Here is a 26,759-nt window from a genome sequence, read left to right as displayed (position 1 = left end):
ACCAGCTCAGCTTTGCGACGGCGGCACGTAACCCGTAGCCTGATCGGCGCCTTCGCCGAAGAAGAACTTCTCGGTCTGCTTCATCAGATACTGGCGCGCACGCGGATCGGCCATGTTCAGGCGGTTTTCGTTGATCAGCATGGTCTGTTGCTTGAGCCACGCCTGCCAGGCTTCTTTCGAAATGCTTTCGTAGATCCGCTTGCCGAGTTCGCCCGGCAGCGGCGGGAAATCGAGGCCTTCGGCTTCCTTGCCGAGCTTCGCGCATTGAACCATACGAGCCATGCTGTGCTTCTCCTTTAATCGGTGGGGACGCTATTGCGCGCTGTTGCGTTTTTTTTGGCAGTCGCTTTATATGGGGCCGCTCAGAGCTGTTTCATCAGCACGAGCGACTTGCGCTGCCAGTTATAAAGGCGGCGGCGATCTTCCGGCAGGTCGTCGACCGTTGCCTTCACAAAGCCGCGTTTCAGGAACCAGTGTTCGGTGCGCGTCGTCAGCACGAAAATGCGCGTGAGACCGCGCGCGCGAGCGCGTTGCTCGATGCGCTTCAGAAGCCGCTCGCCGTCGCCAGTGCCTTGCGCTTCCGGTGCGACTGTGAGGCACGCCATTTCGCCGATGCGTTCCTGCGTGTAGGGATAAAGCGCCGCGCAGCCGAACAGCACGCCATCGTGCTCGATCACCGAGAAGTGGTCGATGTCGCGTTCGATCTGGTGGCGGTCGCGCCGCACGAGCGTGCCGTCCGACTCCAGCGGTTCGATCAGCGCGAGAATGCCGCCGACGTCGTCCGGCGTCGCTTCGCGCAGGCTTTCGAGGTTCTCGTACGAGATCATCGTGCCCACGCCATCGTGCAGGAACAGTTCGAGCAGCAGACTGCCGTCGAGCGCGTAGGGGATGATGTGTGCCCGCGCCACGCCGCCACGGCAGGCGCGGATGCAGTGCTTCAGATAGAAGCCGGCGTCGCCGGTGACTTCGCCGCTTTCATGCAGCTTGTAGGCGTCGTCGAGCGACAGTTCGCGCATCAGTTCTGTACCGTCTTCGCCATCCTGCATCAGGCCGGGCGTCTCGGTCAGGAACACGATCTTGTCGGCGCGCAGCGCAATGGCGGCCGCCGAGGCCACATCTTCCATGGCCAGATTGAAGGCCTCGCCGGTGGGCGAGAAGCCGAGCGGCGAGAGCAGCACGAGCTTGCGGCTGGCGAGAGAATGGCGAATCGAATCCGCGTCGATCTTGCGCACCACGCCCGTGTGGGCGAAGTCCACCCCGTCCAGAATGCCGACCGGCCGCGCCGTCACGAAGTTGCCGGACACCACGCTGATGTGTGCGTGCGCCATCGGCGTGTTCGGCAAGCCCTGGCTGATCGCCGCCTCGATGTCCAGACGCACTTCGCCGGCCGCTTCCTTCGCGGATTCGAGCGCGCGCGCGTCGGTGATGCGCATGCCGTGCGAAAACTCGGACTCCACACCGTGCAGGCTCATCTGCTCTTCGACCTGCGGTCGCGAGCCGTGGACGAGCACGATCTGGATGCCCATGGCCTGCAGCAGCGCGATGTCCGACACCAGCGCGTTCAGTAGCCCTTGATGCACCACTTCGCCGCCGAACCCGACGACGAACGTCTTGTTGCGGAACGCGTGAATGTACGGGGCAACCGAACGCATCCAGTCGACGAATTGCGCGTGTTGCGAGTCGGATTCCGTGGCGCCGGACGTGGCCGGAGCGCTCGCGGGCGTGGGGACGAGGTCGGTTTGGGAATTCATGCCCGGGATTATAATGCGCCCCCATGTCGAATGTACCCAAAAGTCCCGCTTCGGCGAACGAGAAAACGGCGCAAGGCGCCGGATCAGACCCATCGCGCGAGTCGCACGGCGAGGGAAGGGCGCGCGCGCGGCCCGCTGGCGGCGTGAAGCAGCAACCGCAGACGACGCAAAAGTCGCCGCAGGCAGGGCAGCAGTCACGTGAGCCGCGTCGCGAGCACGGCGTTGACCCGAAAGCGTCATCGAAGCCGGCTCAAGGGCAACGCCCGCGTGATGACGCTCGCCGTCAAACGGGTGCGGGCCAGGGGCCGGATCAGCGGGGGCGCAATACGCCTCGGGATGCGCAAAACACGGCCGGCCCTACGCGTGGCGCTGATGGCGAGCGCGAACCGCGGGCGCCACGTCTGCCGCGCGCCGCGCGGATAGTCGAGCCCAATCCGATTCCGCCTATCACCTTCCCCGAAGCGCTGCCGGTTTCCGGCCGACGCGAGGAAATCGCGCGGGCGATTGCAAACAACCAGGTGGTGATCGTCTGCGGCGAGACTGGCTCGGGTAAGACCACGCAGTTGCCGAAAATCTGTCTTGAGCTCGGACGCGGACTCGGTGCGGGCGGCTCGGGCCTGATCGGCCATACGCAGCCGCGCCGGATTGCGGCATCGGCGACGGGCCGGCGCATTGCCGAGGAGCTCGGTACGCCGTTCGGCGAAGTGGTCGGCTACAAGGTGCGGTTTACCGACAATCTCTCGCCGGGCGCGTCGGTCAAGCTGATGACGGACGGTATTCTGCTGGCGGAGACGCAGACCGATCCGCTGTTGAAGGCCTACGACACGCTGATCATCGACGAAGCGCATGAGCGCAGCCTGAACATCGATTTTCTGCTCGGCTATTTGCGTGAAGTTTTGCCGAAGCGGCCGGATCTGAAGCTGATCGTCACCTCGGCCACCATCGATGCGGATCGTTTTGCGCGCCACTTCGGCACGGAAGACAAGCCCGCGCCGGTGATCGAGGTGAGCGGGCGGCTCTATCCGGTCGAGGTGCGTTATCGCGCGGTGGCGGAAGACAGTCCGGCGGTGAAGTCCGCGGAAGGTTCCTCGTCGTCTTCGTCATCGTCGTCTTCTTCGTCGCGCGAGCGGCCCAAAACGCAGCGCGAGACCGATCGCGATCTGATGGACGCCATCATCGACGCCGTGGATGAACTGTGCCGCGAAGGTCCCGGTGACGTGCTGGTGTTCCTGCCAGGCGAGCGCGAGATTCGCGATGCCGCCGAGGCGCTGCGCAAGCATCATCCGCCGCATACGGAAATTTTGCCGCTGTTCGCGCGGTTGTCGGCGGCGGAGCAGGAGCGCGTGTTCCGGTCCTCGAACGCGCGGCGCATCGTGCTGGCCACCAACGTCGCGGAAACTTCGCTGACCGTGCCGGGGATTCGCTACGTCGTCGATACGGGTTTGGCTCGCGTGAAGCGCTACTCGTACCGTAACAAGGTCGAGCAGTTGCAGGTGGAGTCGATCTCGCAGGCGGCGGCTAATCAGCGGGCCGGTCGTTGCGGCCGGGTCGCCGATGGCGTGTGCATCCGCCTCTACGAGGAGACCGATTTCCAGTCTCGTGTGCGCTTCACCGATCCGGAGATTTTGCGGTCGTCGCTGGCGTCCGTGATTCTGCGGATGAAGTCGCTGCACCTCACCGCGATCGAAACCTTCCCGTTCATCGAACCGCCGCCCGGCCGCGCGATTGCCGATGGGTATCAATTGCTGAACGAGCTCGGCGCGGTCGACGACGATAACGAACTCACGCCGCTCGGCCGCGAACTCGCGCGCTTGCCGCTCGATCCGCGCGTCGGGCGCATGATTCTCGCTGCGCGTGACCAGCAGGCGCTGCGCGAAGTGCTGATCATCGCGAGCGCACTGTCGGTGCAGGATCCGCGCGACCGGCCGATCGAGGCGCAGGAGCAGGCCGATCAGGCGCACCGTCGCTTTGCCGACGAGCGTTCTGAATTTCTGCAGTGGCTCAAGATCTGGAACTGGTTCGACGAGGCCATCGCGCACAAGAAGTCGAACCGGCAGTTGCATGACGAGTGTCGTGCCAATTTCTTGTCGCAACTGCGGTTGCGCGAATGGCGCGACGTTCATTCGCAATTGCTGACGGTGGTGCGCGAGCACGGCTGGCGCATCAACGAAGCCGAGGCCACGTTCGAGCAGATTCACCTTGCGCTGTTGACGGGGCTGCTTGGCAATATCGGTTTGAAGGCGGACGACGAGCCTTACTACCTCGGCGCACGCACCATTAAGTTTTATCTGTGGCCGGGTTCGGCGCTGGTGAAGAAAGCCGGGCGCTGGGTGATGGCTGCGGAACTGGTCGAAACGAGCCGGCTTTACGCGCGTTGTATCGCAAGGATCGAGCCGGAGTGGATCGAGCAGATCGGCGCGCATTTGCTGAAGAAATCGCTCTCCGAGCCGCATTGGGAAAAGCGCGCGGCGCAGGTGTCGGCCTTTGAGCGGGCCGTGCTGTACGGTCTGCCGATTTATCACCGGCGGCGGGTGAGTTTCGGCAAGCAGGACCCGGCACGGGCGCGTGAATTGTTTATCCGCGGCGCGCTGGTGGAAGGCGAATTCGATACCAAGCTCGCCTTCTTCGCACACAACCGCAAGCTGCTTGCCGATATCGAGCAGCTCGAACACAAATCGCGCCGCCAGGATGTGCTGGTCGACGATGAACTGATTTACGCGTTCTACGATCAGGCGTTGCCGCGCGGGATCTACACGGGCGCGTCATTCGAACGCTGGTATCGCGATGAATTGAAGAAGAGCGGGCAGCCGGAAGACAAGCTGCGCCTGCTGTATCTGTCGCGTGACGATCTGATGCGTCACGAGGCGGCTGGGGTTACGACGGACCTGTTCCCGAAGCGGATGACGATGTCGGGCGTCGAGATGGCGCTGACTTATCACTTCGAGCCCGGTTCGCCACGCGATGGCGTGACGCTTGCCGTGCCGCTTTACGCGCTGAACCAGGTGGATGCGCGGCGCTGCGAATGGCTCGTGCCCGGCATGCTGAAGGAAAAGACGCAACTGCTGCTGAAGTCGCTGCCGCAAAAGTTGCGGCGGCATTGCGTGCCGTTGCCCGAATACGCCGCGGGGTTTGTGGATCGCAACGGTGGGCCGCGTTTCGGAGCGGGTGGTTTGTTGGAGTCGCTGATTGCGGACGTTCGCGAGCAGACGCAGGTCGCGATGAAGCAGTCTGATTTCAAGCTTGAGACTCTGGCTGCGCATCTGTTCATGAACTTCAAGGTCGTGGATGAGCACGGGCGGCAGCTCGCGATGGGACGCAATCTCGCGCAACTGCGCGCGGAGCTCGGTGGTCAGGCGCAGCAGCATTTTCAGAAGATTGCTTCCGGGGCAGCGGGCGTGGCGCTGGCCGGGGCGAGTGGCGTGGGAGGTGGAGCGGCCGCTGATAGCGGTGATGGACGGGGACGAGAGGCAGGACCGGGATTCGGGCAAGGCGGTAACGCGCGCGGGCCGGGCGGTGCGGCAGGTATTGCGGGTGGCGTGGGTGTCGCGGGTGCAGGGTCACGCGAGAAGGGAGCGGGTCGCGCTTCGCGCGGGCCAGGTGGCGTACCGGTGCCGCAGACCGCTTCGTCAGAAACGCCGACGACGACCGCGCTCTACGAGAACCTGACGACCTGGAACTTCGGCAAGCTTCCCGAGTTGCTGGAAATCCGCCGCGGCGGGCAGACGTTGTTCGGCTATCCAGCGCTCGTCGATCGCGGGACGCATTGCGATGTCGAGGTGTTCGATTCGCCGGACGAAGCCGCGCGGATTCACCGCGCGGGGTTGCGGCGATTGTTCGCGCTGCAATTGAAGGAGCCGATCAAGTATCTGGAGAAGAATCTCCCAGGCCTGCGTGAGATGGCGATGCAGTTCATGCCGCGCGGCACGCAGGAAGAGTTGCGCGACCAGTTGGTGGATACCGCGCTCGATCGCGCCTGTCTGCAGGACCCATTGCCCGCCGACGATGTCGCATTCCATACGCGACGCGATGAAGGACGCAGCCGCCTGACCCTGCTCGCGCAGGAAATTGCCCGGCTGGTGGGGCAAATTCTCAGCGAATACGCGAGCGTTACCAAGAAGCTGGCGCAGGCGAAGCCGTTTGCGGCGGCCCATGCGGACATGCTAGGCCAACTCGATGCGCTGATCGGCAAACGCTTCGTGATCGATACGCCATATGCGCAGCTTGCGCACTTTCCGCGCTATCTGAAGGGGATCGTGCTGCGTATCGACAAGCTCAAAGCCGACCCGTCCCGCGACGCGCGGCAGTTTGCCGAGTTGCATCCGCTGCTGCAGAACTATCAGCGCGCGCTGGCGCAGCGTGGTGGTGTCATGGACGCGCGATTGCTGGAATTCCGCTGGCTGCTGGAGGAGTTGCGGATCTCGCTGTTTGCGCAGGAGCTGCGTACGCCGATGCCGGTGTCGGTGAAGCGGCTGTACAAGGTGTGGGAGTCGATGCAGCGGTGAGGGGTTTGAGCTGCGGATGCTTGACCTGGGGGCGATTCTTTAATCGCTCGCACGGAATGCCGTTGTGCTGTTGCTCCGTTCGCCGTGAGCATAAAAAAGCGCGACATCGATCCCTTGGGAATCGGTGTCGCGCAAAAGATGCAGATCGCCCAGACCTGCATCCACTCGCTGCTCGTATTACCGGGCACCTGCGATGACTGTTGTCATTGTCCGGCGAGACGGCGAAGTGTCGGTATAAGTAAATTCTTAAAAAAATGTTCGATGGATCGAGCGACGGCTTCCCAGGATGAAAAAAGGCGGGTTGCTGAATCCAGCAACCCGCCTTTTAAATTTAGTAGTCCGATGCAGGGGAATCGCGATTACTGCCGGCGTTTTCCCTGCATCCTGCCAACGTCTACATTTAGAACTCGTAGCCTACTTGAGCGCGCACACCTGCATCACCCGTCGAGGTGGCCGACACTGCGCCGTTCACGAGCCATTTGCCGTTCATCGAACGGTGGGTGACACCGACAGCCAGTGCCGAGCCGTTCTTGTACGCGCCAGCTCCGCCAGCCACAATCGTCTTGCCCGGACCCGACGGCGTCATGTTCGGCATGGCCATTGCTGCGGCGATACCGGCGTAGGCGTTCTTCGCGACCTGATTCACCGAGTCTTGCACGGCATTCACTTGCTGGTCGGTATAGTCCTTCGCCGACATGCCTGCGGGCAGATCGCCGACGGCAGCGTGCAGCGCCGAGTTCATCTGGCCGAGGTTGACGGCGTCGGTATCTTCCGTGCCGGCTGCAACGTTGGTGATCTGACGCTCGTGACCTGCTGAGCCCATGGACACCGTGTTATCGCGGTCTGCGACTGAGTCGGCGCCGATCGCTACGGAGTTGTTGCCCGTTGCCTTGGCGTGATGACCCATTGCCGTGCTGTTGTCGCCCGAGGCCATTGAGCCTGCGCCGTCGGCGGTGCTGTTGTTGCCGGAGGCGCTGGAGTTCGCGCCGGTTGCGGTGCTGTCGCTGCCGGAGGCCGTCGAGTTTGCACCGGTTGCCGTGCTGTTGTCGCCTGTCGCCGAGCCGTTGCTTGCGTTGTTCACGGTAATCTCTGTGACGCGAGAATCGATGCTCGTCATTTGCGTGGTGATGCCGCTGATCTGTTGCTGGAGGTTATCCTGCACCGCGTACAGCTGGCTACCGTTGACCGCATCGAGGCTCGTGCTGTTGACCGCGCCGTTGGCCACACCGGTCAGCACTCGCGCGCCTTGGGTGCCGGTGAAGTTCACCAGTTGGCCGTTGGTTGCGCTGGCAACCGTAATGTTGCCGGTCGCGCTGTCCTGCTGCACCAGGCCGAGAGTGCCGTTGTTGATCTCGTTGGTGATGCTGTCCATGCGGCCAGCAACGTTCGTCACTTCGGTGTCGAGATTCGAGATCGCATCGCCCGCGTTGTGCACAGTTTGACCGTTGACCACGTATGACGGAGCGGTGATCGTGCCATCGGGGTTGACGGTCGAGCCGCCGCCCATCGCGCTGGCTGTCGAAGCGCTTGCGTTGAACAGTTGCGAGCCGTTGACCGCGTCGACGCTCGTTGCGTTGACCGCACCTGCCGACACACCGGTCAGAACACGCGAGCTGCCTTGCGCATTCGTGAAGTCGACGGTGTTGCCGTTCAGACCCTTGGCCACCGTGATGTTGCCAGTTGACGCATCTTGTTGCACGAGGCCGACTTCGCCTTTGTTCAACTGGTTCGTGATGTTGCTTACGTTGGTGTTCAGCGTGGCGATGTCTTTCGTGTTGCCCGCTACGCGGCCGTCGAGGTTGCTGACTGCGTCGCCGACGGTGTTGACCGTGCTGGTTGTGCCGTCTGCGTTGGTGACGGTGTAGCTTGGGGCGCTGATCGTGCCCGTGCTTGCGTCATAGCTCGCACCGCCGCCCAGCGCCGCTGCGGTTGCCGTACCGTCGGCATTGACTTTCGCGTCTTCCGACTGCAACTGACTCACGTTCACTGCATCCGTGGCGGCCGAGCCGGCTGCCACGTTCGTCACACGACGTTCCTTGCCTGCCGAGCCGACCGACACTTCGCCGTTCGCTGTCGAAGCCGTACCCGACAGCGAGCTGTTGCCCGGGTTGTAACCCGCTGCCGTTAGATCCGCCGTAGTCGTCGAGCTAGCGCCCAGTGCTACCGAGTTTACTGCCGTGGCGGCAGAGCGCGCACCAATGGCGCTAGACGAGTCTGCCGACGCGGTCGAATAGTAACCAAACGAGGTCGAGGCGTTACCACTCGCGGTGGACCAGCCCCCTATCGCTGTTGCGCGTGTCGAAGCAGTTGATAGTCCGCCAACCACCACGCCGCCGCTACTTGCGCTCGAATCGCCGCCAATCGAGATCGAACCGCTTCCGATGTTCGCAGAATTATCGGCTTTGGCGTTTGATCCGATTGCAATGGAACGCGTGCTGGCTCCGTTCCCGCCAGTAACTGTAGCGCCAGATCCGTAGGCAACGTCTCCGGAAAAAGGCACCGTATTGCCACCATCCAATGCTCCAGCGTGTGCGGTTGAAGCGAGCCCACCGCCCGCCATCAAGAGTGCGGCAGCTAAAACTTTAGAGCTTCGCGACTTCTTTCCTCGGCCCTTGGCCAGTTCCGATGCGACAGCTGTGTGGCCGGCGATGGCGTTTTTAACGATGCAATAGATGCGATTCATGACATTCCCAATGATGTAGTTACGGAAGTGCGTTGCATGCGCCACGGATCTGCATCGACATTTCGGTTGTCCTGAAGCATCGCCGTTAAGACGTGACTGTTCGTGCAACAGATCCAATCTTAGGGATCGGTGTGTAGGGCGAATATCAGACTAGTCTCAAAAGTCTTATTGGGAGGGGCATGCTTTGAGACAGGAAACAAGTTGGATACGACGATGGCATCCGCCATTCGTTGTACGTCGCTGCGCCGACTAGTGCGAATGCCACATGCATTTCACTAAGGGCGTTGCACTGAACGGTGCTACGGCTGCATCGGACATGCAAAAGGTCCGCCAAGAGGCTTGGCGGACCTTTTAATTTGGTCAGTTCCGGGAGTCCTTGGTAATTGGCCGGGGTCTGGTTTTTGTCGCGTAGTCGGAGGGTGATCGTAACAACAACTGTATCGGCACGCGAGCGTACGCCGAAGTCGTCTGGCTATTGCTACGGGCTCTGCGGCGGGGCGGTTCAAGCAGGTGGCCTAAGATGTCAGGGCATTTTCCACGTGCCCGGCGCCATAGACCGTGTTATCTGCGCGTCATTTGTGCCGACATGACACGCCAGCCTTCTGGTTTGCGGACGAATACGTCTGTGAACGAGTAATCGACCGGTTGGGCATCGGGATCTCGTTTGAAATGATTGATGCCGGTAACGACGGCTGTGTTGCCGTTCACGCGTATATCCATATCCATCAACGTCTGGGTTGAACCCAGCGGCGGTGGCGATGCCAGCAAAAGGTCCGATTTGCTACGGCGTGCGCCATTGGGCGTGGTCTCGATGAAAGAATCGTCGAGCAGCTTTTCGAGCGTTACGCGGTCAGTGTTGGAGATCGCGGTGATCCACGTCTGTTCCATTGTTTTCAGGGTCGATTCGTCCTGATCTGTTGCGAATGAGGGGGAAACTGTAAAGCAAAATAATAGGGCGCCGAACGCCGAGAGAAAAAGTGATTTCATAATAAATTCCTCAAATAACGAACGATAAAATCGTAATTGCTAATGTATCCAGAACGGATGATTAACTCTGATAATTTGAACGAGACTGCGGCAGAGCATTTGTAAAAATTTACGTCTTTTTTGAGTTGGTGAAAATAAGACAATTCTTATTTGAGGGCGCCTCGGCGAACGACGCAATGGGGTATCGCATGGCGTCCCATCTCTCCTGTGTTTGAAGCATTCGGCGATCAGTCCGCCGATTTTCAACTTGTGTTTTGCTCTCATTCTGCCGACGCACAGTTTTTCACAAATCAGAGGTTTTTAAGAACCATCTTATTCAGTCTTTGCATGGTGAAATTTATATTGACGCCACTCCCACCGAGATTATCGAGACAGTAAAAAAAGTTCTCGCTCATCGCGGCCACTCTGGGATCCGTGGGTTGCCATCGAATGCATGAAGCGCGCATTCAGATGCGCCGCTGAAAGCCATTGCATTGTTGAAAGGTGAAATTGTGAACAAATCGTACAAGTCAGTCTGGAATGAATCGACCGGGACCTATGTGGCCGCGTCGGAAGTGGCGAAGAGTCGGGGTAAAAGCAACAAAAACAATAAACTTATCGTGGCGGCGTTGTTGGCTGCTGGGGCTGTGGGAGAGGTGTATGCAGGTGGCATAGACGGCGGCACAGTAGTCAAGTCGACCCAGGAAGCCATTGGTACCGGGGCAATGGTGACGGCGAATACTAACGATCTCGGGACGGGCGTCGCCATCGGAAGTGGCGCGACATCGTCCGGAACCTATGCAACTGCCATTGGCGGTAGCTCTACCGCCGCAGGAAATCAGAGTATCGCCTTGGGCGCTTACGCCCAAACCGCGGCTAATACCACCAATGCCACTGCGATCGGGTTCGGTGCAAACGCCGCAGGAGCGTACGCAACGGCGATTGGCGCACAAGCGACATCGTCCGGAGCCTATGCGACTGCCCTTGGCGATGGCTCCACCGCCTCGGGAGCTCAGGGTATCGCCTTGGGCGGTTATGCCAAATCCGCGGCTGGTACCACCAATGCCAGTGCGATCGGGTTCAACGCAAATGCCGCAGGATCGGAGGCAATAGCGCTTGGCGCACAAGCGGCATCATCCGGCAGTTGGGCAGCCGCTCTTGGCGATGCCTCCACGGCATCGGGGGCTCAGAGCACTGCCGTAGGCGCTTATGCCAACACCGCCGCTGGCGCGACGAACGGCGTAGCGCTCGGTTTCGCTGCAAGTGCTACAGCAGCGTCAGGCACAGCCTTGGGTTCCGGGTCGACAGCCTCTGGCTCTGCTGCGGTTGCAGTCGGCTCATACGCAGCTGCAACGGCAGCAAACTCGGTGGCCTTGGGGGCGAGCTCGACGACCACGGCGGACCTTACCGCAGCGGCTTACAACCCGGGTAGCGGCACGCTGTCGGGTACGGCTTCGAAAGCGAACGGCGAAGTATCGGTGGGTTCGGCAGGCAAGGAAAGACGGGTTACGAACGTGGCAGCCGGTTCGGCGGCCACGGACGCAGTGAACGTGAGCCAACTGGCGTCGGAAGACGCGAAGGTGAACGCGATCAATACGATGGTCACAAATAACTCGCGCTATTTCAAGGCCGGTGGTCTGCAGGACGGCACGGATGATGCGTCCGTAAGTGGCAATTCGGTCGCCGTCGGCGCGGGGGCGAGCGCCTTAAGCACCACCTCTCAGAGCAACCCGACCGCATACCAAAATAGCGTTGCTATGGGCAATCAGGCAAAAGCCGCGGGCGGAGGAGCGATTGCCATAGGTGACCATGCCAATTCAAACTTCACGGACATCGCTATTGGTGCGGGTGCTGATACCACTAATGCACGCCAGGCCATTGCGCTAGGTCTGGGCGCAACCGTATCAGGGACAACGGGCGTTGCAGTCGGTTTCGGTGCCAGCGCTGCGGCGGCGAGCTCGTTGGCGCTGGGTACTTCCAGCACCAGCAAAGGGCAAAGCGCGATTGCATTGGGTTCGTCGTCGTCGGCTGCGGCTGACTACACGTTCGCGGCAGGCAACGCGGCATCAGCCGTAGGTGCCGGCGATATCGCGCTTGGCGCATCGTCGACCGCCAGTGGTGGTGGCAGCTACGCTACCGCGCTGGGAACCAACGCGACGGCTATCGCAGCTAATGCAGTTGCAATCGGTAACGCTGCCAAGGCGACGGCGACGAACTCGGTCGCACTGGGTACGGGCTCGACGACCACGGCCAATCTGACTGCAGCGGGTTACAACCCGGGCAACAGCACGCTGTCGGGTACGGCTTCGACAGCGAACGGCGAAGTGTCGGTAGGTTCGGCAGGCAAGGAACGTCGTGTGACGAACGTGGCAGCCGGCTCGGCCGCCACGGATGCAGTGAACGTGAGCCAGCTGAAATCGGAAGACGCGAAGGTCAATGCGGACGGTACGGCAACCGCATCGGCACTGGGCGGCGGCGCGAGCTATGACGCAAGCACGGGCACGATCAAGGCGCCGACGTATGTGGTGCAAAGCGGCACGTTCAGCGACGTGGGCTCGGCGCTCACCAAGCTCGACGGCGCGACCACCAAGAACACCGGCGACATCTCGACGCTGAACACGACGGTGAACAACATCACCAACGGCACGGCAGGTCTGGTGCAGCAAAATGCAACCACCCATGCCGTCACGGTGGCAAGTGCAACGGCAGGCACGACGGTGGACTTCACCGGCACGGCAGGCACGCGTCAGCTGAAGGGCGTATCGGCCGGTACGGCGAACACGGATGCAGTGAACGTGGCGCAGCTGAAGGCCGCAGGCCTGAACGTGGACACGTCGGGCAACGCGACGAACGCATTCGTGGCGTATGACGACACCAGCAAAGGCAAGGTAACGCTGGCCGGCGGCGCGAGCGGCACGACCATCACGGACGTGAAGGCCGGTGCGTTGAGCGCATCGAGCATGGACGCGGTGAACGGCTCGCAGCTGTACGCGACGAACACGAACGTGACGAACCTGCAGAATACAGTCAACAACATCAACAACGGCACGGCTGGTCTGGTGCAGCAGAACGCTACGACCAAGGTAATCACGGTCGCGAGCGCAACCGACGGCGCACTGGTTGACTTCACCGGCACGAAGGGCGCACGCCAATTGACGGGTGTGTCGAAGGGCGCCGTCAATGCTTCGAGCGTTGATGCCATCAACGGCTCGCAACTGTTCGCAGCCTCGCAGAGCGAAGCTGCTGCCTTGGGCGGCGGCGCGGCGGTCAACGCCGATGGCTCGGTGAAGGCCCCGACGTATTCGATCAATGGCTCGACGTACAACAATGTCGGCGATGCTCTGACGGCGGCGGCTTCGGTTGGTGCGGGTGTGGATCCTAACGCGGTGGCCTACAACGACGGTTCGAAGGATGTCGTGACGCTGAAGGGTGCAGAAGGTACGACGCTCTCGAATGTGAAGGCCGGTGTTGCCGACATGGACGCGGTGAATGTGGCCCAGTTGAAAGCGGCGGGCCTGAACACGGACGACTCGGGCAACGTGACGAACGCGTTTGTTGCATACGATGACGCGACGAAGGCTCAGGTCACGCTGGGTGGCGCAACGGGTACCACGATCTCGAACGTGAAGGCAGGTGTTGCCGACACGGACGCAGTGAACGTTTCGCAGCTGAAGGACGTGGACACGCGCGCCCAGGACGGTATCAACGGCCTGAATGGTGAGATGGCAACGGTGAAGGACGGTATCGACGGTCTGGCTGGCCAGGTTGCTCAGAACACTGACGGTATCAACGGCCTGAACGGCGACATGGCAACGGTGAAGGACGGCATCAACGGCCTGAATGGCCAGATGGCCTCTGTCCAGAACGGCATCGACGGCCTCAACGCCGACATGACCAACGTGGTCAAGTACGACGATGCAAGCCATGGCCAGATCACGCTGGACGGCGCGAACGGCACGACGATTGCAAACGTGAAGGCGGGTGTTGCTGACATGGACGCAGTGAACGTTTCGCAGCTGAAGGACGTGGACACGCGTGCCCAGGACGGTATCAACGGCCTGAACGGTGAGATGGCAACGGTGAAGGACGGCATTGACGGTCTGGCTGGCCAGGTTGCTCAGAACACCGACGGTATCAACGGCCTGAACGGCCAGATGGCTTCTGTCCAGAACGGTATCGACGGCCTCAACGCCGACATGACCAACGTGGTCAAGTACGACGACGCAAGCCACGGCCAGATCAGCCTGGACGGTGCGAACGGCACGACGATCGCAAACGTGAAAGCCGGTGTTGCCGACATGGACGCAGTGAACGTTTCGCAGCTGAAGGACGTGGACACGCGTGCCCAGGACGGCATTAACGGCCTGAACGGTGAGATGGCATCGGTGAAGGATGGCATTGACGGTCTGGCTGGCCAGGTTGCTCAGAACACTGACGGCATCAACGGCCTGAACGGCCAGATGGCTTCTGTCCAGAACGGCATCGACGGCCTCAACGCCGACATGACCAACGTGGTCAAGTACGACGACGCAAGCCACGGCCAGATCACGCTGGACGGCGCGAACGGCACGACGATCGCAAACGTGAAAGCCGGTGTTGCCGACATGGACGCAGTGAACGTTTCGCAACTGAAAGACGTGGACACGCGTGCCCAGGACGGCATTAACGGCCTGAACGGTGAGATGGCAACGGTGAAGGACGGTATCGACGGCCTGAACGGCCAGATGGCATCGGTGCAGAACGGTATCGACGGTCTGAATGGTGAAGTCGGCAAGAACACTGGCGACATTACCAACATCACGAACCAGATCAACAATGGTGAGATCGGTCTGGTGCAGCAGGACGCGACGAGCCGCAACATCACGGTTGCAGCGAACACGGACGGCACAGTGGTGGACTTCACGGGCACGGCAGGCACGCGTCAGCTGAAGGGTGTGTCTGAAGGTACGGCCGACACGGACGCAGTGAACGTTTCGCAGCTGAAGGCCGCAGGCCTGAACGTGGACACGTCGGGCAATGTGACGAACGCGTTTGTTGCCTACGATGACGCGACGAAGGGCCAGGTCACGCTGGGTGGTGCAACGGGTACGACGATCTCGAACGTGAAGGCAGGTGTTGCCGACATGGACGCGGTGAACGTTTCGCAACTGAAGGACGTGGACACGCGTGCCCAGGACGGTATCAACGGCCTGAACGGCCAGATGGCTTCTGTCCAGAACGGTATCGACGGTATCAACGCCGATATGACCAATGTCGTGAAGTACGACGACGCGAGCCACGGCCAGATCACGCTGGACGGTGCGAACGGCACGACGATTGCAAACGTGAAGGCAGGTGTTGCCGACATGGACGCAGTGAACGTGGCGCAGCTGAAGGCAGCGGGCCTGAACACGGACGACTCGGGCAACGTGACGAACGCGTTTGTTGCCTACGACGACGCGACGAAGGCTCAGGTCACGCTGGGTGGCGATGCAGGTACGACGATCTCGAACGTGAAGGCAGGCGTTGCCGACATGGACGCGGTGAACGTGGCACAGCTGAAGGACGTGGACACACGTGCCCAGGACGGTATCAACGGCCTGAACGGTGAGATGGCATCGGTGAAGGACGGTATCGATGGCCTGAATGGCCAGATGGCATCGGTGCAGAACGGTATCGACGGCCTGAATGGCGAAGTCGGCAAGAACACTGGCGACATTACCAACATCACGAACCAGATCAACAATGGTGAGATCGGTCTGGTGCAGCAGGACGCGACGAGCCGCAACATCACGGTTGCAGCGAACACGGACGGCACAGTGGTGGACTTCACGGGCACGGCAGGCACGCGTCAGCTGAAGGGTGTGTCTGAAGGTACGGCCGACACGGACGCAGTGAACGTGGCGCAGCTGAAGGCCGCAGGCCTGAACGTGGACACGTCGGGCAATGTGACGAACGCGTTTGTTGCCTACGACGACGCGACGAAGGGTCAGATCACGCTGGGCGGTGCAACGGGCACGACGATCTCGAACGTGAAGGCGGGTGTTGCCGACATGGACGCAGTGAACGTGGCGCAACTGAAGGACGTGGACACACGTGCCCAGGACGGTATCAATGGCCTGAACGGCGAGATGGCCTCGGTGAAGGACGGCATTGACGGTCTGGCCGGCCAGGTTGCTCAGAACACCGACGGCATCAACGGTCTGAACGCTGACATGGCCTCTGTCAAGGACGGCATCAACGGCATCAACGCCGACATCGCCAACGCGGTCAAGTACGACGACGCAAGCCACGGCCAGATCACGCTGGACGGCGCGAACGGTACGACGATTGCAAACGTGAAGGCAGGTGTTGCCGACATGGACGCAGTGAACGTGGCGCAACTGAAGGACGTGGACACGCGTGCCCAGGATGGTATCAACGGCCTGAATGGTCAGATGGCCTCGGTCCAGGACGGTATCAATGGCCTGAATGGCCAGATGGCTTCTGTCCAGAACGGTATCGACGGTATCAACGCCGACATGACCAACGTCGTGAAGTACGACGACGCAAGCCATGGCCAGATCACGCTGGACGGTGCAAACGGCACGACGATCTCGAACGTGAAGGCAGGTGTTGCTGACATGGACGCAGTGAACGTGGCGCAGCTGAAGGCAGCGGGCCTGAACACGGACGACTCGGGCAACGTGACGAACGCGTTTGTTGCCTACGACGACGCAACGAAGGGTCAGGTCACGCTGGGTGGCGATGCAGGTACGACGATCTCGAACGTGAAGGCGGGTATTGCCGACATGGACGCAGTGAACGTTGCCCAACTGAAGGACGTGGACACACGTGCCCAGGACGGTATCAACGGCCTGAACGGTGAGATGGCAACGGTGAAGGACGGCATCGACGGTCTGGCTGGCCAGGTTGCTCAGAACACCGACGGCATCAACGGTCTGAATGCTGACATGGCTTCTGTCAAGGATGGCATCAACGGCATCAACGCCGACATCGCCAACGCGGTCAAGTACGACGACGCAAGCCACGGCCAGATCAGCTTGGACGGTGCCAACGGCACGACGATTGCAAACGTGAAGGCAGGCGTTGCCGACATGGACGCAGTGAACGTTTCGCAGCTGAAGGACGTGGACACGCGTGCCCAGGACGGCATCAACGGCCTGAATGGTCAGATGGCCTCGGTCCAGGACGGTATCAATGGCCTGAACGGTGACATGGCTTCGGTCAAGGACGGCATCAATGGCCTGAACGGTGACATGGCTTCGGTCAAGGACGGTATCAACGGCCTGAACGGCGACATGGCCTCGGTCAAGGACGGCATCAACGGCCTGAACGGCCAGATGGCTTCTGTCCAGAACGGCATCGACGGCCTCAACGCCGATATGACCAATGTGGTCAAGTACGACGACGCGAGCCACGCCCAGATCACGCTGGACGGTGCAAACGGCACGACGATCTCGAACGTGAAGGCAGGTGTTGCCGACATGGACGCAGTGAACGTAGCACAGTTGAAAGCAGCAGGCCTGAACACGGACGCCTCGGGCAACGTGACCAACGCCTTCGTTGCCTACGACGACGCTACGAAAAACAAGGTAACGCTCGGTGGCGGCAACCTGGGTACGACGATCACCAACGTGAAGATCGGCACCCTGTCTGCTGACAGCACGGACGCAGTGAACGGTTCGCAACTGTTCGCGACGAACCAGCAGGTCGCTCAAAACACCGGCGACATCTCGAACGTCGATGCCCGCGTAACCAATGTTGAAGGCTCGGTGACCAACATCACCAACCAGATCAACAACGGTGAACTGGGTCTCGTGCAGCAGGACCAGACTTCGCATGACATCACCGTCGCGAAGAACCTGGACGGCACGCACGTTGACTTTACGGGTACGGCGGGTGCACGCGAACTGATCGGCGTCGCAAACGGCACGACTGACACTTCGGGGGTCAACCTGAGCCAGCTCAAGCCGGTGGTCGCCTCGCTCGGCGGCGGTGCAACGGTCAACGCCAACGGTTCGATCACTGGCCCGACATACCACGTGCAAGGCGGTACGCAAACCACGGTGGGCGGAGCACTGGACGCGCTCGATACCAACCTGTCGTCGCTGCAAAACCAGATGGCCGACAGCGGCATCGGTCTTGTGACGCAAGATGCAGTTTCGCGTGACATCAATGTCGCCGCGGCAACTGACGGTCTGCGCGTCAACATGGCCGGCACAGCGGGCAACCGTGTGGTGACGGGCGTGGCAGCGGGTGCAGTCAACGCGAAAAGCGTGGACGCAGTGAACGGCTCGCAGTTGTACGCAAATGCAGCCAGCACGGCGGCAGCGCTGGGCGGTGGTTCGACCGTCAATGCGGACGGCACGATCTCGGCTCCGACGTACAACGTCGGTGGCACGACCGTGAACAACGTCGGTGATGCAATCACCAACCTCGACGGCCGCACGACGCAGAACACGACTGACATCAGCAACATCCAGACGACCATCAACTCGATGAGCGGCTCGGTGACGAACGCGGTTCAGTACGACTCGTCTGCGCATGACAAGGTAACGTTGGGCGGTTCGACGAACGCGGCCAAGGTGAAGCTGACCAACCTGCAGGATGCGGATCTGTCCGCGACCAGCACGGACGCTGTAACCGGTGCTCAGCTGTGGAACACGAACCAGCAGGTGTCGAGTCTGTCCCAGGCAGTCCAAAACCAGCAGACGAGCGGCAACACGAACATCGCCATCAACACGACGAGCGGCCCGGCTTCGGCAACGGGTACCAACTCGGCAGCAATCGGCGGTGGTTCGCAGGCTAGCGGTGCTAACTCGGTTGCGATCGGCGATGGTTCGATTGCCGATCAGGACAACACGGTGTCGATGGGTTCGCAGGGCAACGAGCGTCGGATTACGAACGTTGCCGACGGTCAAGGTCCGACGGACGCAGTGAACATGCGTCAGTTCGAATCGGGTATGGCGGGTGTGGCGCGCAACGCATATAGCGGTGTTGCGGCAGCTACGGCACTGTCGATGATTCCGGATGTCGATCCGAACAAGACCATCGCGGTTGGTGTTGGCACGGGCAACTACAAGGGCTATCAAGCCACGGCACTCGGCGCTTCGGTTCGTATCACGCAGAACCTGAAGATGAAGATCGGCGGCAGCGTCAGCTCTGGCGGCACCACGGTCGGTGCAGGTGCATCGTACCAATGGTAAGCGCCTGATTGCGGGGCGAGGCGGGGTGGCTGGATCGCCTTGCTTCGCCCCCGCACTGTTCTCTTGCTAACCCAACATCATTTTTTTAGATCCGTCTCCGACGGACCTCTACTCCATGAAACAATTTCTGATTAAACATTTTGGCGCGTCCTTCCTTGGCGCGCTCGTGGTCGGCCTCGCAGGATGCACGACGCAATCGGGACCGACCTATACGGTCAACGCAGTGCGCATCGCTGGCCTGCAAACGCAGGCATATCGTGTGACGTGCCACGGTCTGCTGGAAAGCGGCGAGTCGTGTATGAAGGTCGCCAATGAAATCTGTCACGACAAGGGCGTCACAAAGCTCGAGTTGGTCGATGGCTTGCATTCCGGCGCCGATGATAACGATCCGCGCGAAATGACCTTCGCCTGCGGTGGTTCGCCTGTCCGGCAAGCGGTTCCTGAAGCGCAACCCGAGCCGATCGCCAAGCCGGTCGTCGCTCCTGTAGTCATTCCCGCTGCGCCGCGTCAGGTGCTGTTGCAAGGCGATGCGAACTTTGATCACGACAGCGCGGAATTGAAGGATGCCGCGAAGCAGCAGCTCGACGGCTTCGTTCGTGCAAACCAGGGCGTGAATTTCAAGCGCCTCGTTGCGACGGGGTATACCGATGCGACCGGCTCTGCTGCGCACAACGACGTGTTGTCGCGAGAGCGTGCAGCGGCGGTGGTGAACTATCTGCGCCAGCGCGGCGTGCGCGCCGACAACTTCGCGTACGAAGGCCGCGGCGCAGCGGATCCGGTTGCGTCGAACGCTACGGCCGCAGGCCGGGCGCTTAATCGCCGGGTCGAGGTACGAGTCCTCGCGCAATAAGTTTTGAGATGCACCAATGAAATCATAACAAAGTGATTTGAGAGTGCGCTTCAGGCTTCCTTCGGGAAGCCTTTTTTATTGCCCCAGTGTCAAATGGCGGCCGCGCCAGCAATGCAGACTACCGCGACATCGCGCTTGCATTTCATCGCCAACACCCCATCCAGATCAATCGCTCACCCTGACAAACGCTTTACAATGCCGGTTGTTCTCGGAAGTGAGTCCCCATGCGTAAATTTCTTCTACGTGGCCTGCGCGCCGCGTTCGCGGCCAGCACAGCGGTTGCCGCGGCCTCCGGCCTGTTGACCGGTCTCTTCTCGCCGGCCGCGCACGCCAACAACGTGATCGTGCTCAACTCCGGCGAGGCCACCCTCAGCCTGATCGACGAAGCCACCCATCAGGTGGTCGGCACGGTGCCGACCGGCAAGGAACCGCATCACCTGATGGCCACGCCGGACAACAGTTCGCTCATCGTCGCCAATTCGGTTTCCAACAACCTGATGCTCGTCGACCCGAAAAGCGGCAAGGTGCAGCGCTGGGTCGAGAACATCGAAGATCCGTATCAGATCGGCTTCTCGCCTGACAAAAAGTGGGTGGTGACGACGGGCCTGCGGCTCGACCGTCTCGACATCTATCACTACGACGGTCACGACATGACGCTCGCCAAGCGCCTGCCGCTCGCGGTGATGCCGAGCCATATGGCCTTCTCGAACGACAGCAAAACCGTGTTCGTCACGCTGCAGGTTTCGGGCGAACTGGCCGCGGTCGATCTTGCGACCCAGCAGGTCAAGTGGAAGATGAAAGTCGGCAAGGTGCCGGCTGGCCTGTGGATGACACCGGGCGACAAATATCTGCTGATCGGCATGACCGGCGCGGATTATGTCGCAGTGCTCGACTGGCGCAACCAGAAGATCGTCAAGACGATCCAGACCGGCAATGGCGCGCATAACTTTCGCTCACTCGCCGACGGCAAGCACGTTGCGGTGTCGAACCGCGTCGCCAGCACCATCAGCATCATCGACGAGGATACGCTCACCAATGTCGGCGACATCACAGGCCTGATGCCCGGACCCGACGACATGGAGTTATCGGCGGACAAGCGCTATCTGTGGGTCACGTTTCGCTTTGCGAAGCACGTCGGCATCATCGATCTGACCACTCGCAAACTGATCCAGACGATCGCGGTGGGCCGCTCACCGCACGGCATCTATTTCTACGACCGCGCGCCGGTGACGGCGCCCAACGGCGCCTAATTGAGCATACAAGCGGACGCGCGTGCGGCCACACCGTGCAGCCGCATACACCACCACACAAGCGTCTGCAAACAAGCGCCAGCACACAAGCCGCGACATAAGCGCCACCAAATCCGCGACCATACAAGCACCATCCTTTCTCCCTATCCGTGCCGCCGAACCTACCGGCGGCACCTCCCGTGGTTTATCCTGTCCAGATTCCGCGAAATGTCCGCCGGATCTTTCGCCTCAACCCCTTGTCCCATCGTTTCGCTCACTCGTACAGACTCGCATGAATGATCTGTTGCGCTCGTTCGGACGCGCGCTCGCAAGTGCGCTCCACCCGCGCATGCTCTGGCTGACCTTCCTGCCGTTTTTTGCGGCGACGGTCGTATGGGGCGTGATTTTGTGGTTTTCCTGGCAGACGCTGACCGGCGCTACACGCGTCTGGCTGGAGGGCTGGTCTTTCACGACCACCCTTTACCGCATGTTCGACTGGGTCGGTTTTTCCGCGCTGCATGCAGCGCTCGCGCCTTTCATCGTGCTGGCGATGGCGATTCCGCTGATCGTCGTGACGATCCTGCTGCTGATCGCCACGCTGTCGATGCCCGGCGTCATCCGCCATCTGTCGGCACGGCAGTTTGCGGGCCTTGAAATGCGGCGCGGCGGAACGTGGTACGGTAGCCTCATGCACGCGGTATGGACGACGCTGGTCTGTCTCGTGTTGCTGGCCGTCACCTTGCCGCTGTGGCTGATTCCACCGTTTTTCGCGCTGATTCCGCCGTTACTGTGGGGTTGGCTCACCTATCGCGTCATGACCTACGACGCGTTGGCCTTGCATGCGAGCCGCGACGAACGGCGTGCGCTGGTGCGACGCTACCGTCTACCGTTGCTGCTGATCGGTGTGGCGAGCGGTCTGCTCGGCTCGCTGCCGACGCTGATATGGGCTTCGTCGGTCTGGCTGATTGTGCTGTTCCCGGTAATCACGGCGGTGACGATCTGGATCTATGCGTTCATCCTCGTGTTTTCGGCGCTATGGTTCGGTTATTACTGTCTGCGTGCGTTGCAGCGCATGCGCGCGGAAGAGCAGGGCGCGCGTCACGCGGCGCCGGTGGTTCCCTATTGAATCTATTTGAGAGGCCGCAATGGCATTTGGCGTCATCATCATCGGCGACGAAATCCTGTCGGGCAGGCGGGTCGACAAGCACCTGCCGAAGGTCATCGAACTGCTGACCGCGCGCGGTCTGTCGCTCGGCTGGGCAGAGTACATCGGCGACGAGCCTGAGCGGATCACGGCCACGCTGCGGCGCAGCTTCGCCTCGGGCGACATCGTGTTCTCGACGGGCGGCATCGGCGCGACGCCCGACGATCACACACGTCAGTGCGCGGCCGCTGCACTAGGTGTGCCGCTCGCGCTGCATCCGGAGGCGGCCGAACTGATCCGCGAGCGGATTCGCGACACTCATCCGGCCAATTCGCCTAATCCTGTGGATCTCGAGTCGCCGGAGAACCGCCATCGCCTCAACATGGGCACGTATCCGCAGGGCGCGTCGATCATCCCGAACGGCTACAACAAGATTCCTGGCTTTTCGGTAGGCGATCATCACTTCGTGCCGGGCTTCCCGGTGATGGCGTGGCCGATGATCGAGTGGGTGCTGGATACGAAGTACGCGCATCTGCATCACGCCATGCCGCACGCGGAAAAGTCCTTGCTGGTGTTCGAGTTGCCAGAATCGACGCTCACGCCGCTGATGGAGAAGATCGAACATGATTTCCCAGGCGTGCGCGTGTTCAGTCTGCCGAGCGTCGGCGATGCCGAGCGCGGCGGCATCTATGCACGGCGCCATATCGATCTCGGCGTGAAGGGCGAGCCGGAGGCCGTGGCCGCAGCGTTCGTGAAGCTGCGCGAAGGCGTGCATCTGCTGGGTGGAGATATCGTCGAGCCGGAAGCGGCGGCAGCAGCAGCGGCCGCGGGCAAGCCGCGTAGTTAAGCGGCGGCTCTGTCCGGGCTGCTGTGCTGCACAACCGCTGCGTGAACAGATTACGGGCACAACGCGCAGTCCGCGGCGCACGGCACTTACCGTGCGCACGCCGCTTCGCCGCGCCTACATCGTGCGCGCCGTGCGGACCCACCTGGCCGGGGTGCGCCGCATCCCTATCCGATAAACTGCGCGCAGCCGCGTAACCCGGATCCGCCTCCCCAGTAATGCCACGGGAATAGCCGCTGCTTAATGCGGATTTCCGTCAATTCGATTAATTCGCCGCATTGCATCAATTCCTGGTGCTCGTTAAATAGAATGCTTCCTGCATAAATCCCGTCAGCACCCGTCAATCCCAGTGTATTCAATTAACCGCATTAATGAGTATTTCGTAAGCCTTTTAGTTTGTTTACTAAATTCCAATAAACACCAACCGGCCACGGATAATCAGTTGACGCCATTCGAATCCCTCGGATAGCATGGCTTTCAGTCATTCGGTCCATTGTCAAATGTACGATTCGGATGACTAAACAAAAGTAGAAAATACTCAACAATACTCAGGAGATAGCCATGATAGATTTACGCCGTCTAACGGCCGCTTTGATCATCATTGGTTCTTTGACGGGTTGTGGAGGAGATAGTCCGGGCAGTCAGTCTGCTGGCGTGGCGGCGGACCAGCTTCATGGGACGTCCCAGAGTGACACTAACGCCAGTTCCAGCAATTCAAGTCCAACCGCTGCAAACGATGCCGCGCAAACACCCGTAGCCGATCACAGTACCCTGCGGTTGACCCAGTACGTCAATCCGCTCATCGGCACGTTGGCCAGTAACTCTCCGAATCCGGTGCCCGCAGGCCAGGCCGGCAGCGTGGTGCCCGCAGCGGGCCTGCCGAACGGCATGGTGCAATGGGCTCCTGACACGAACACCACCTCCGCTCCGTCGAACAGCGCGGAGCCCGGCTCTCCGGCCGGTTACTACTACGACATCGGCTCGATCCAGAGCTTCAGCCTCACGCATATGAGCGGCGCGGGTTGCTCCGGCAACGACGGCGAATTCCCAGTCATGCCGACGCTCGACGCCACCAAGCCGCTCGCACAGACCTTTAGCCATGCCAACGAGAAGTCGGTGGCAGGCGCTTATTCCGTGCTGCTCGACAACAAGGTCAAGGTCGAGTTGACGGCGACGCTGCGCACGGGCTTCGGCCGCTTCACCTATCCGGATCAGCAGCCGTCGACGCTCGTGCTCAACACGACCTACACGAATACGGAAACGAGCGTGGCCGGCTCCGTCACCCAGGTGGACGCCCGGACGATTTCCGGTAGTACCACTGGTGGCCATTTTTGCGGCAATGCAACGAATGTTCCGGTGTACTTTTATGCGGAGTTTAATCGCCCCTTTGCAACCACATCTTCCTTTATCAATGGCGTCGCTACAATGAATTTCGGTAAAGGCGGGACTGTTCTGATGAAAATCGGTATTTCATACGTCAGCGTCGCCAATGCCCGAAACAATCTTGAGAAGGAAAATCCGTTCTGGGATTTTGACGGCGTGAAGGCAGTGGCCGACGCAATATGGAATCAGCGCCTCAATGCCATTCAGGTGAGTAGCCGCGATACCACCGCGCTGACCAAGTTTTATACGGCGTTCTACCACGCGTCATGGGCGCCGAGCGTATTCAGCGATATTAATGGTCAATACATCGGCTTCGACCAGAAAGTCCACACGGTCAGCGCCGGCCATGCCGCGCAGTACACCGCATTTTCGGGCTGGGACATCTACCGCTCGCTGATTCCGCTTAAAGCCACGCTGTTTCCGCAGGAGACCAGCGACATGGCGCAGTCGCTCGTCAACGATGCCGACCAGTGCGGCGCGATCCCGCATTGGGTCAACGACAACGTCGAAGACGGCGTGATGCCGGGCGATGCCGGCTCGATAATCGTGGCGGGCGCGTACGCCTTCGGCGCGCGCTCGTTCGATACCTCGTCCGCCCTGAGCCATATGATCCAGATGGCCAACATCCCCGGCACCGCGTGCAACGGTGTGACGACGAATGGCGGCCGTGCCAGTTATCTGCAGTTCGGCTATATCACAAGCGGCGAATGGGGGCAGGCATCGTCGACGCTGGAGTACGGCAGCAGCGATTTCGCCATTTCGCAGTTCGCCGGCGAACTGGGCAATACCAACGTCCAGAAGATGTTGCGCAGCCGTTCGGCCTACTGGCAGAACGTGCTCAACACGTCATTGACGCCGCCGCTGAATTCCGGACGCAATTCGGACGGCAGCTGGATTCCGGAGACGCCGAGCAGCACCGACAACTACGTGGAAGGCAACGCGGAGCAGTACACGTGGATGGTGCCGTTCAACCCGACTGGACTGTTTGCCGAACTGGGCGGAAACGCGACGGTGGTATCGCGGCTGAACACATTCTTCACGGTCTTGAACGCGGGGACGAGCCTGCCCAATTTCTATATGGGCAACGAACCGACCTTCGAGGTGCCCTGGCTGTATAACTGGGCGGGTTCGCCGTCGGGCACACAGAATGTCGTCCAGCAGATCATGGCGAGCGCCTTCAGCACCGCTCCGAACGGCTTGCCAGGCAATGACGATCTGGGCGCCGTGTCGGGATGGTACGTGTGGGGCGCACTGGGTCTCTATCCGGAGATTCCAGGTGTCGGCGGCTTTGCGATCGGCAGCCCGCAGTTCTCGTCGATTACCGTTCACCTCGGCAACGGCAAGACGCTGCGCATCAATGCACCTGGCGCACCCGATGCGAAGTACGTGCAAAGCCTGACGGTCAATGGCGCTGCCCACAAGAGTTCGTGGCTCGACGTCGACGCGCTGGCCAACGGCGCGACGCTGAACTTCGCAATGGGTTCGTCGCCTTCGCAGTGGGGCACGGACCCTGCCGACACGCCTCCGTCTTATGGCGTGCCGGTCGCGCGTAGCGTGGCGGATGCTTTCAACAACCACGGCATCAGCACGGACGGCAGCACTGATACGGATGGCCTCGGTGCGGACTTCGACGGCTCGCTCTACAGCTACTCGTCGCAGGCGTTGACGACGGCGGGCGCGGCGCCCGGCAAACCGTTTGTCTTCGATGGCGCGAGTTTCATCCTGTCCGGCGGCCCGCTGGATAACGCCGTGGCGGTTGGGCAGACCATCGCCATGCCGCCTGGCACGCGAGGCCGTACGCTGGTTCTGCTGGGATCGGCCAACAACGGACCGGGCTCGGGTGCCGCACTCGTGACCTACACCGACGGCACGACCACGCCGTTCACGCTCGCCTTCGACGACTGGACGCTCAATGGCGGTGGCGCGGCACCGGTGGACCCCATTGCGTTGACGACGACGTACCGCAATGCAGGCGACGGCACCAACAACGCTGTCAAGACCTATCTGTTTGCGCAGACGGTGCCGTTGACACCGGGCAAGCAGGTGGCGAGCGTCACCTTGCCGAGGCAGGTGAGCGAGGGCAAGTTGCACGTCTTTGGTATCGCCGCCGCGCCTTGAATTTGCGCGCTTTGAGATCATTGGACGCCGCTTCGGCGGCGCCCGATGATCGAGCGGCCCTGATTCGCCACCCGGGCAGGGCCGCAGTCACGACATCGCAG

The 26,759-nt window shown here is 61.1% G+C and carries 11 protein-coding genes and 1 pseudogene; 7 read left to right on the top strand and 5 right to left on the bottom strand.

The annotated features are described in order from the left end of the window. Window positions 1-6: 6 nt before the first annotated feature. A complete protein-coding gene (locus P3T24_RS09035; protein WP_074264117.1) occupies window positions 7-282 on the bottom strand; it encodes an oxidative damage protection protein in 276 nt (91 codons plus the stop codon). An 80-nt stretch (window positions 283-362) separates the two neighbouring features. After that, window positions 363-1,751, bottom strand: a complete 1,389-nt coding sequence (argA, locus tag P3T24_RS09030; protein ID WP_074264118.1) for an amino-acid N-acetyltransferase — start codon at window positions 1,749-1,751, stop codon at window positions 363-365. Between the two features lie 23 nt (window positions 1,752-1,774). Here argA and hrpA point away from each other — a divergent pair, with 23 nt between their 5' ends. Next, the gene (hrpA, locus tag P3T24_RS09025; protein WP_429433892.1) at window positions 1,775-6,253 is read left to right on the top strand and encodes an ATP-dependent RNA helicase HrpA; all 4,479 of its coding nucleotides are present in this window, start codon (window positions 1,775-1,777) and stop codon (window positions 6,251-6,253) included. Between the two features lie 400 nt (window positions 6,254-6,653). Here the strand turns inward: hrpA and P3T24_RS09020 are convergent, their stop codons facing one another. The 3 genes and pseudogenes from P3T24_RS09020 to P3T24_RS09010 form a co-directional block, all read right to left on the bottom strand. After that, the gene (locus tag P3T24_RS09020) at window positions 6,654-8,582 is read right to left on the bottom strand and encodes a YadA family autotransporter adhesin (RefSeq protein ID WP_429434294.1); all 1,929 of its coding nucleotides are present in this window, start codon (window positions 8,580-8,582) and stop codon (window positions 6,654-6,656) included. A 222-nt stretch (window positions 8,583-8,804) separates the two neighbouring features. Then, a pseudogene (locus tag P3T24_RS09015) lies at window positions 8,805-8,936 on the bottom strand (ESPR-type extended signal peptide-containing protein); the annotation flags it as partial. A 561-nt stretch (window positions 8,937-9,497) separates the two neighbouring features. Continuing rightward, window positions 9,498-9,923, bottom strand: a complete 426-nt coding sequence (locus P3T24_RS09010; RefSeq protein WP_429433889.1) for a nuclear transport factor 2 family protein — start codon at window positions 9,921-9,923, stop codon at window positions 9,498-9,500. Between the two features lie 491 nt (window positions 9,924-10,414). On the opposite strand from P3T24_RS09010, the gene P3T24_RS09005 reads away from it, so the two are divergent. From P3T24_RS09005 to P3T24_RS08980, 6 genes are all read left to right on the top strand, one after another. Beyond that, window positions 10,415-19,090, top strand: coding sequence for a YadA-like family protein (locus P3T24_RS09005; RefSeq protein ID WP_429433886.1), 8,676 nt, complete (start codon window positions 10,415-10,417; stop codon window positions 19,088-19,090). 115 nt (window positions 19,091-19,205) lie between these two features. Then, complete coding sequence (locus P3T24_RS09000) at window positions 19,206-19,940, top strand: OmpA family protein (protein ID WP_429433883.1); 735 nt, start codon at window positions 19,206-19,208, stop codon at window positions 19,938-19,940. A gap of 224 nt (window positions 19,941-20,164) precedes the next feature. Next, the gene (locus P3T24_RS08995) at window positions 20,165-21,190 is read left to right on the top strand and encodes a beta-propeller fold lactonase family protein (RefSeq protein ID WP_429433881.1); all 1,026 of its coding nucleotides are present in this window, start codon (window positions 20,165-20,167) and stop codon (window positions 21,188-21,190) included. 271 nt (window positions 21,191-21,461) lie between these two features. Then, a complete protein-coding gene (locus tag P3T24_RS08990) occupies window positions 21,462-22,295 on the top strand; it encodes an EI24 domain-containing protein (RefSeq protein ID WP_429404452.1) in 834 nt (277 codons plus the stop codon). A 19-nt stretch (window positions 22,296-22,314) separates the two neighbouring features. Continuing rightward, window positions 22,315-23,160, top strand: a complete 846-nt coding sequence (locus tag P3T24_RS08985) for a competence/damage-inducible protein A (RefSeq protein WP_429433879.1) — start codon at window positions 22,315-22,317, stop codon at window positions 23,158-23,160. A 558-nt stretch (window positions 23,161-23,718) separates the two neighbouring features. Then, a complete protein-coding gene (locus tag P3T24_RS08980) occupies window positions 23,719-26,658 on the top strand; it encodes a GH92 family glycosyl hydrolase (RefSeq protein WP_429433876.1) in 2,940 nt (979 codons plus the stop codon). Window positions 26,659-26,759: the final 101 nt, after the last annotated feature.

The sequence above is a fragment of the Paraburkholderia sp. GAS33 genome (assembly GCF_050436645.1).
In the GTDB taxonomy this organism is placed as follows: domain Bacteria; phylum Pseudomonadota; class Gammaproteobacteria; order Burkholderiales; family Burkholderiaceae; genus Paraburkholderia; species Paraburkholderia phenazinium_B.
Note: the sequence above shows the minus strand (reverse complement) of the source record. Positions and strands in the feature narration are given on the sequence as shown.

Excerpts from the sequence above, each read along its gene's own strand:
- P3T24_RS09035 (WP_074264117.1), bottom strand. The coding sequence starts at position 282 with ATGGCTCGTATGGTTCAATGCGCGAAGCTCGGCAAGGAAGCCGAAGGC.
- argA (WP_074264118.1), bottom strand. The coding sequence starts at position 1,751 with ATGAATTCCCAAACCGACCTCGTCCCCACGCCCGCGAGCGCTCCGGCC.
- hrpA (WP_429433892.1), top strand. The coding sequence starts at position 1,775 with ATGTCGAATGTACCCAAAAGTCCCGCTTCGGCGAACGAGAAAACGGCG.
- P3T24_RS09010 (WP_429433889.1), bottom strand. The coding sequence starts at position 9,923 with ATGAAATCACTTTTTCTCTCGGCGTTCGGCGCCCTATTATTTTGCTTT.
- P3T24_RS09000 (WP_429433883.1), top strand. The coding sequence starts at position 19,206 with ATGAAACAATTTCTGATTAAACATTTTGGCGCGTCCTTCCTTGGCGCG.
- P3T24_RS08995 (WP_429433881.1), top strand. The coding sequence starts at position 20,165 with ATGCGTAAATTTCTTCTACGTGGCCTGCGCGCCGCGTTCGCGGCCAGC.
- P3T24_RS08990 (WP_429404452.1), top strand. The coding sequence starts at position 21,462 with ATGAATGATCTGTTGCGCTCGTTCGGACGCGCGCTCGCAAGTGCGCTC.
- P3T24_RS08985 (WP_429433879.1), top strand. The coding sequence starts at position 22,315 with ATGGCATTTGGCGTCATCATCATCGGCGACGAAATCCTGTCGGGCAGG.
- P3T24_RS08980 (WP_429433876.1), top strand. The coding sequence starts at position 23,719 with ATGATAGATTTACGCCGTCTAACGGCCGCTTTGATCATCATTGGTTCT.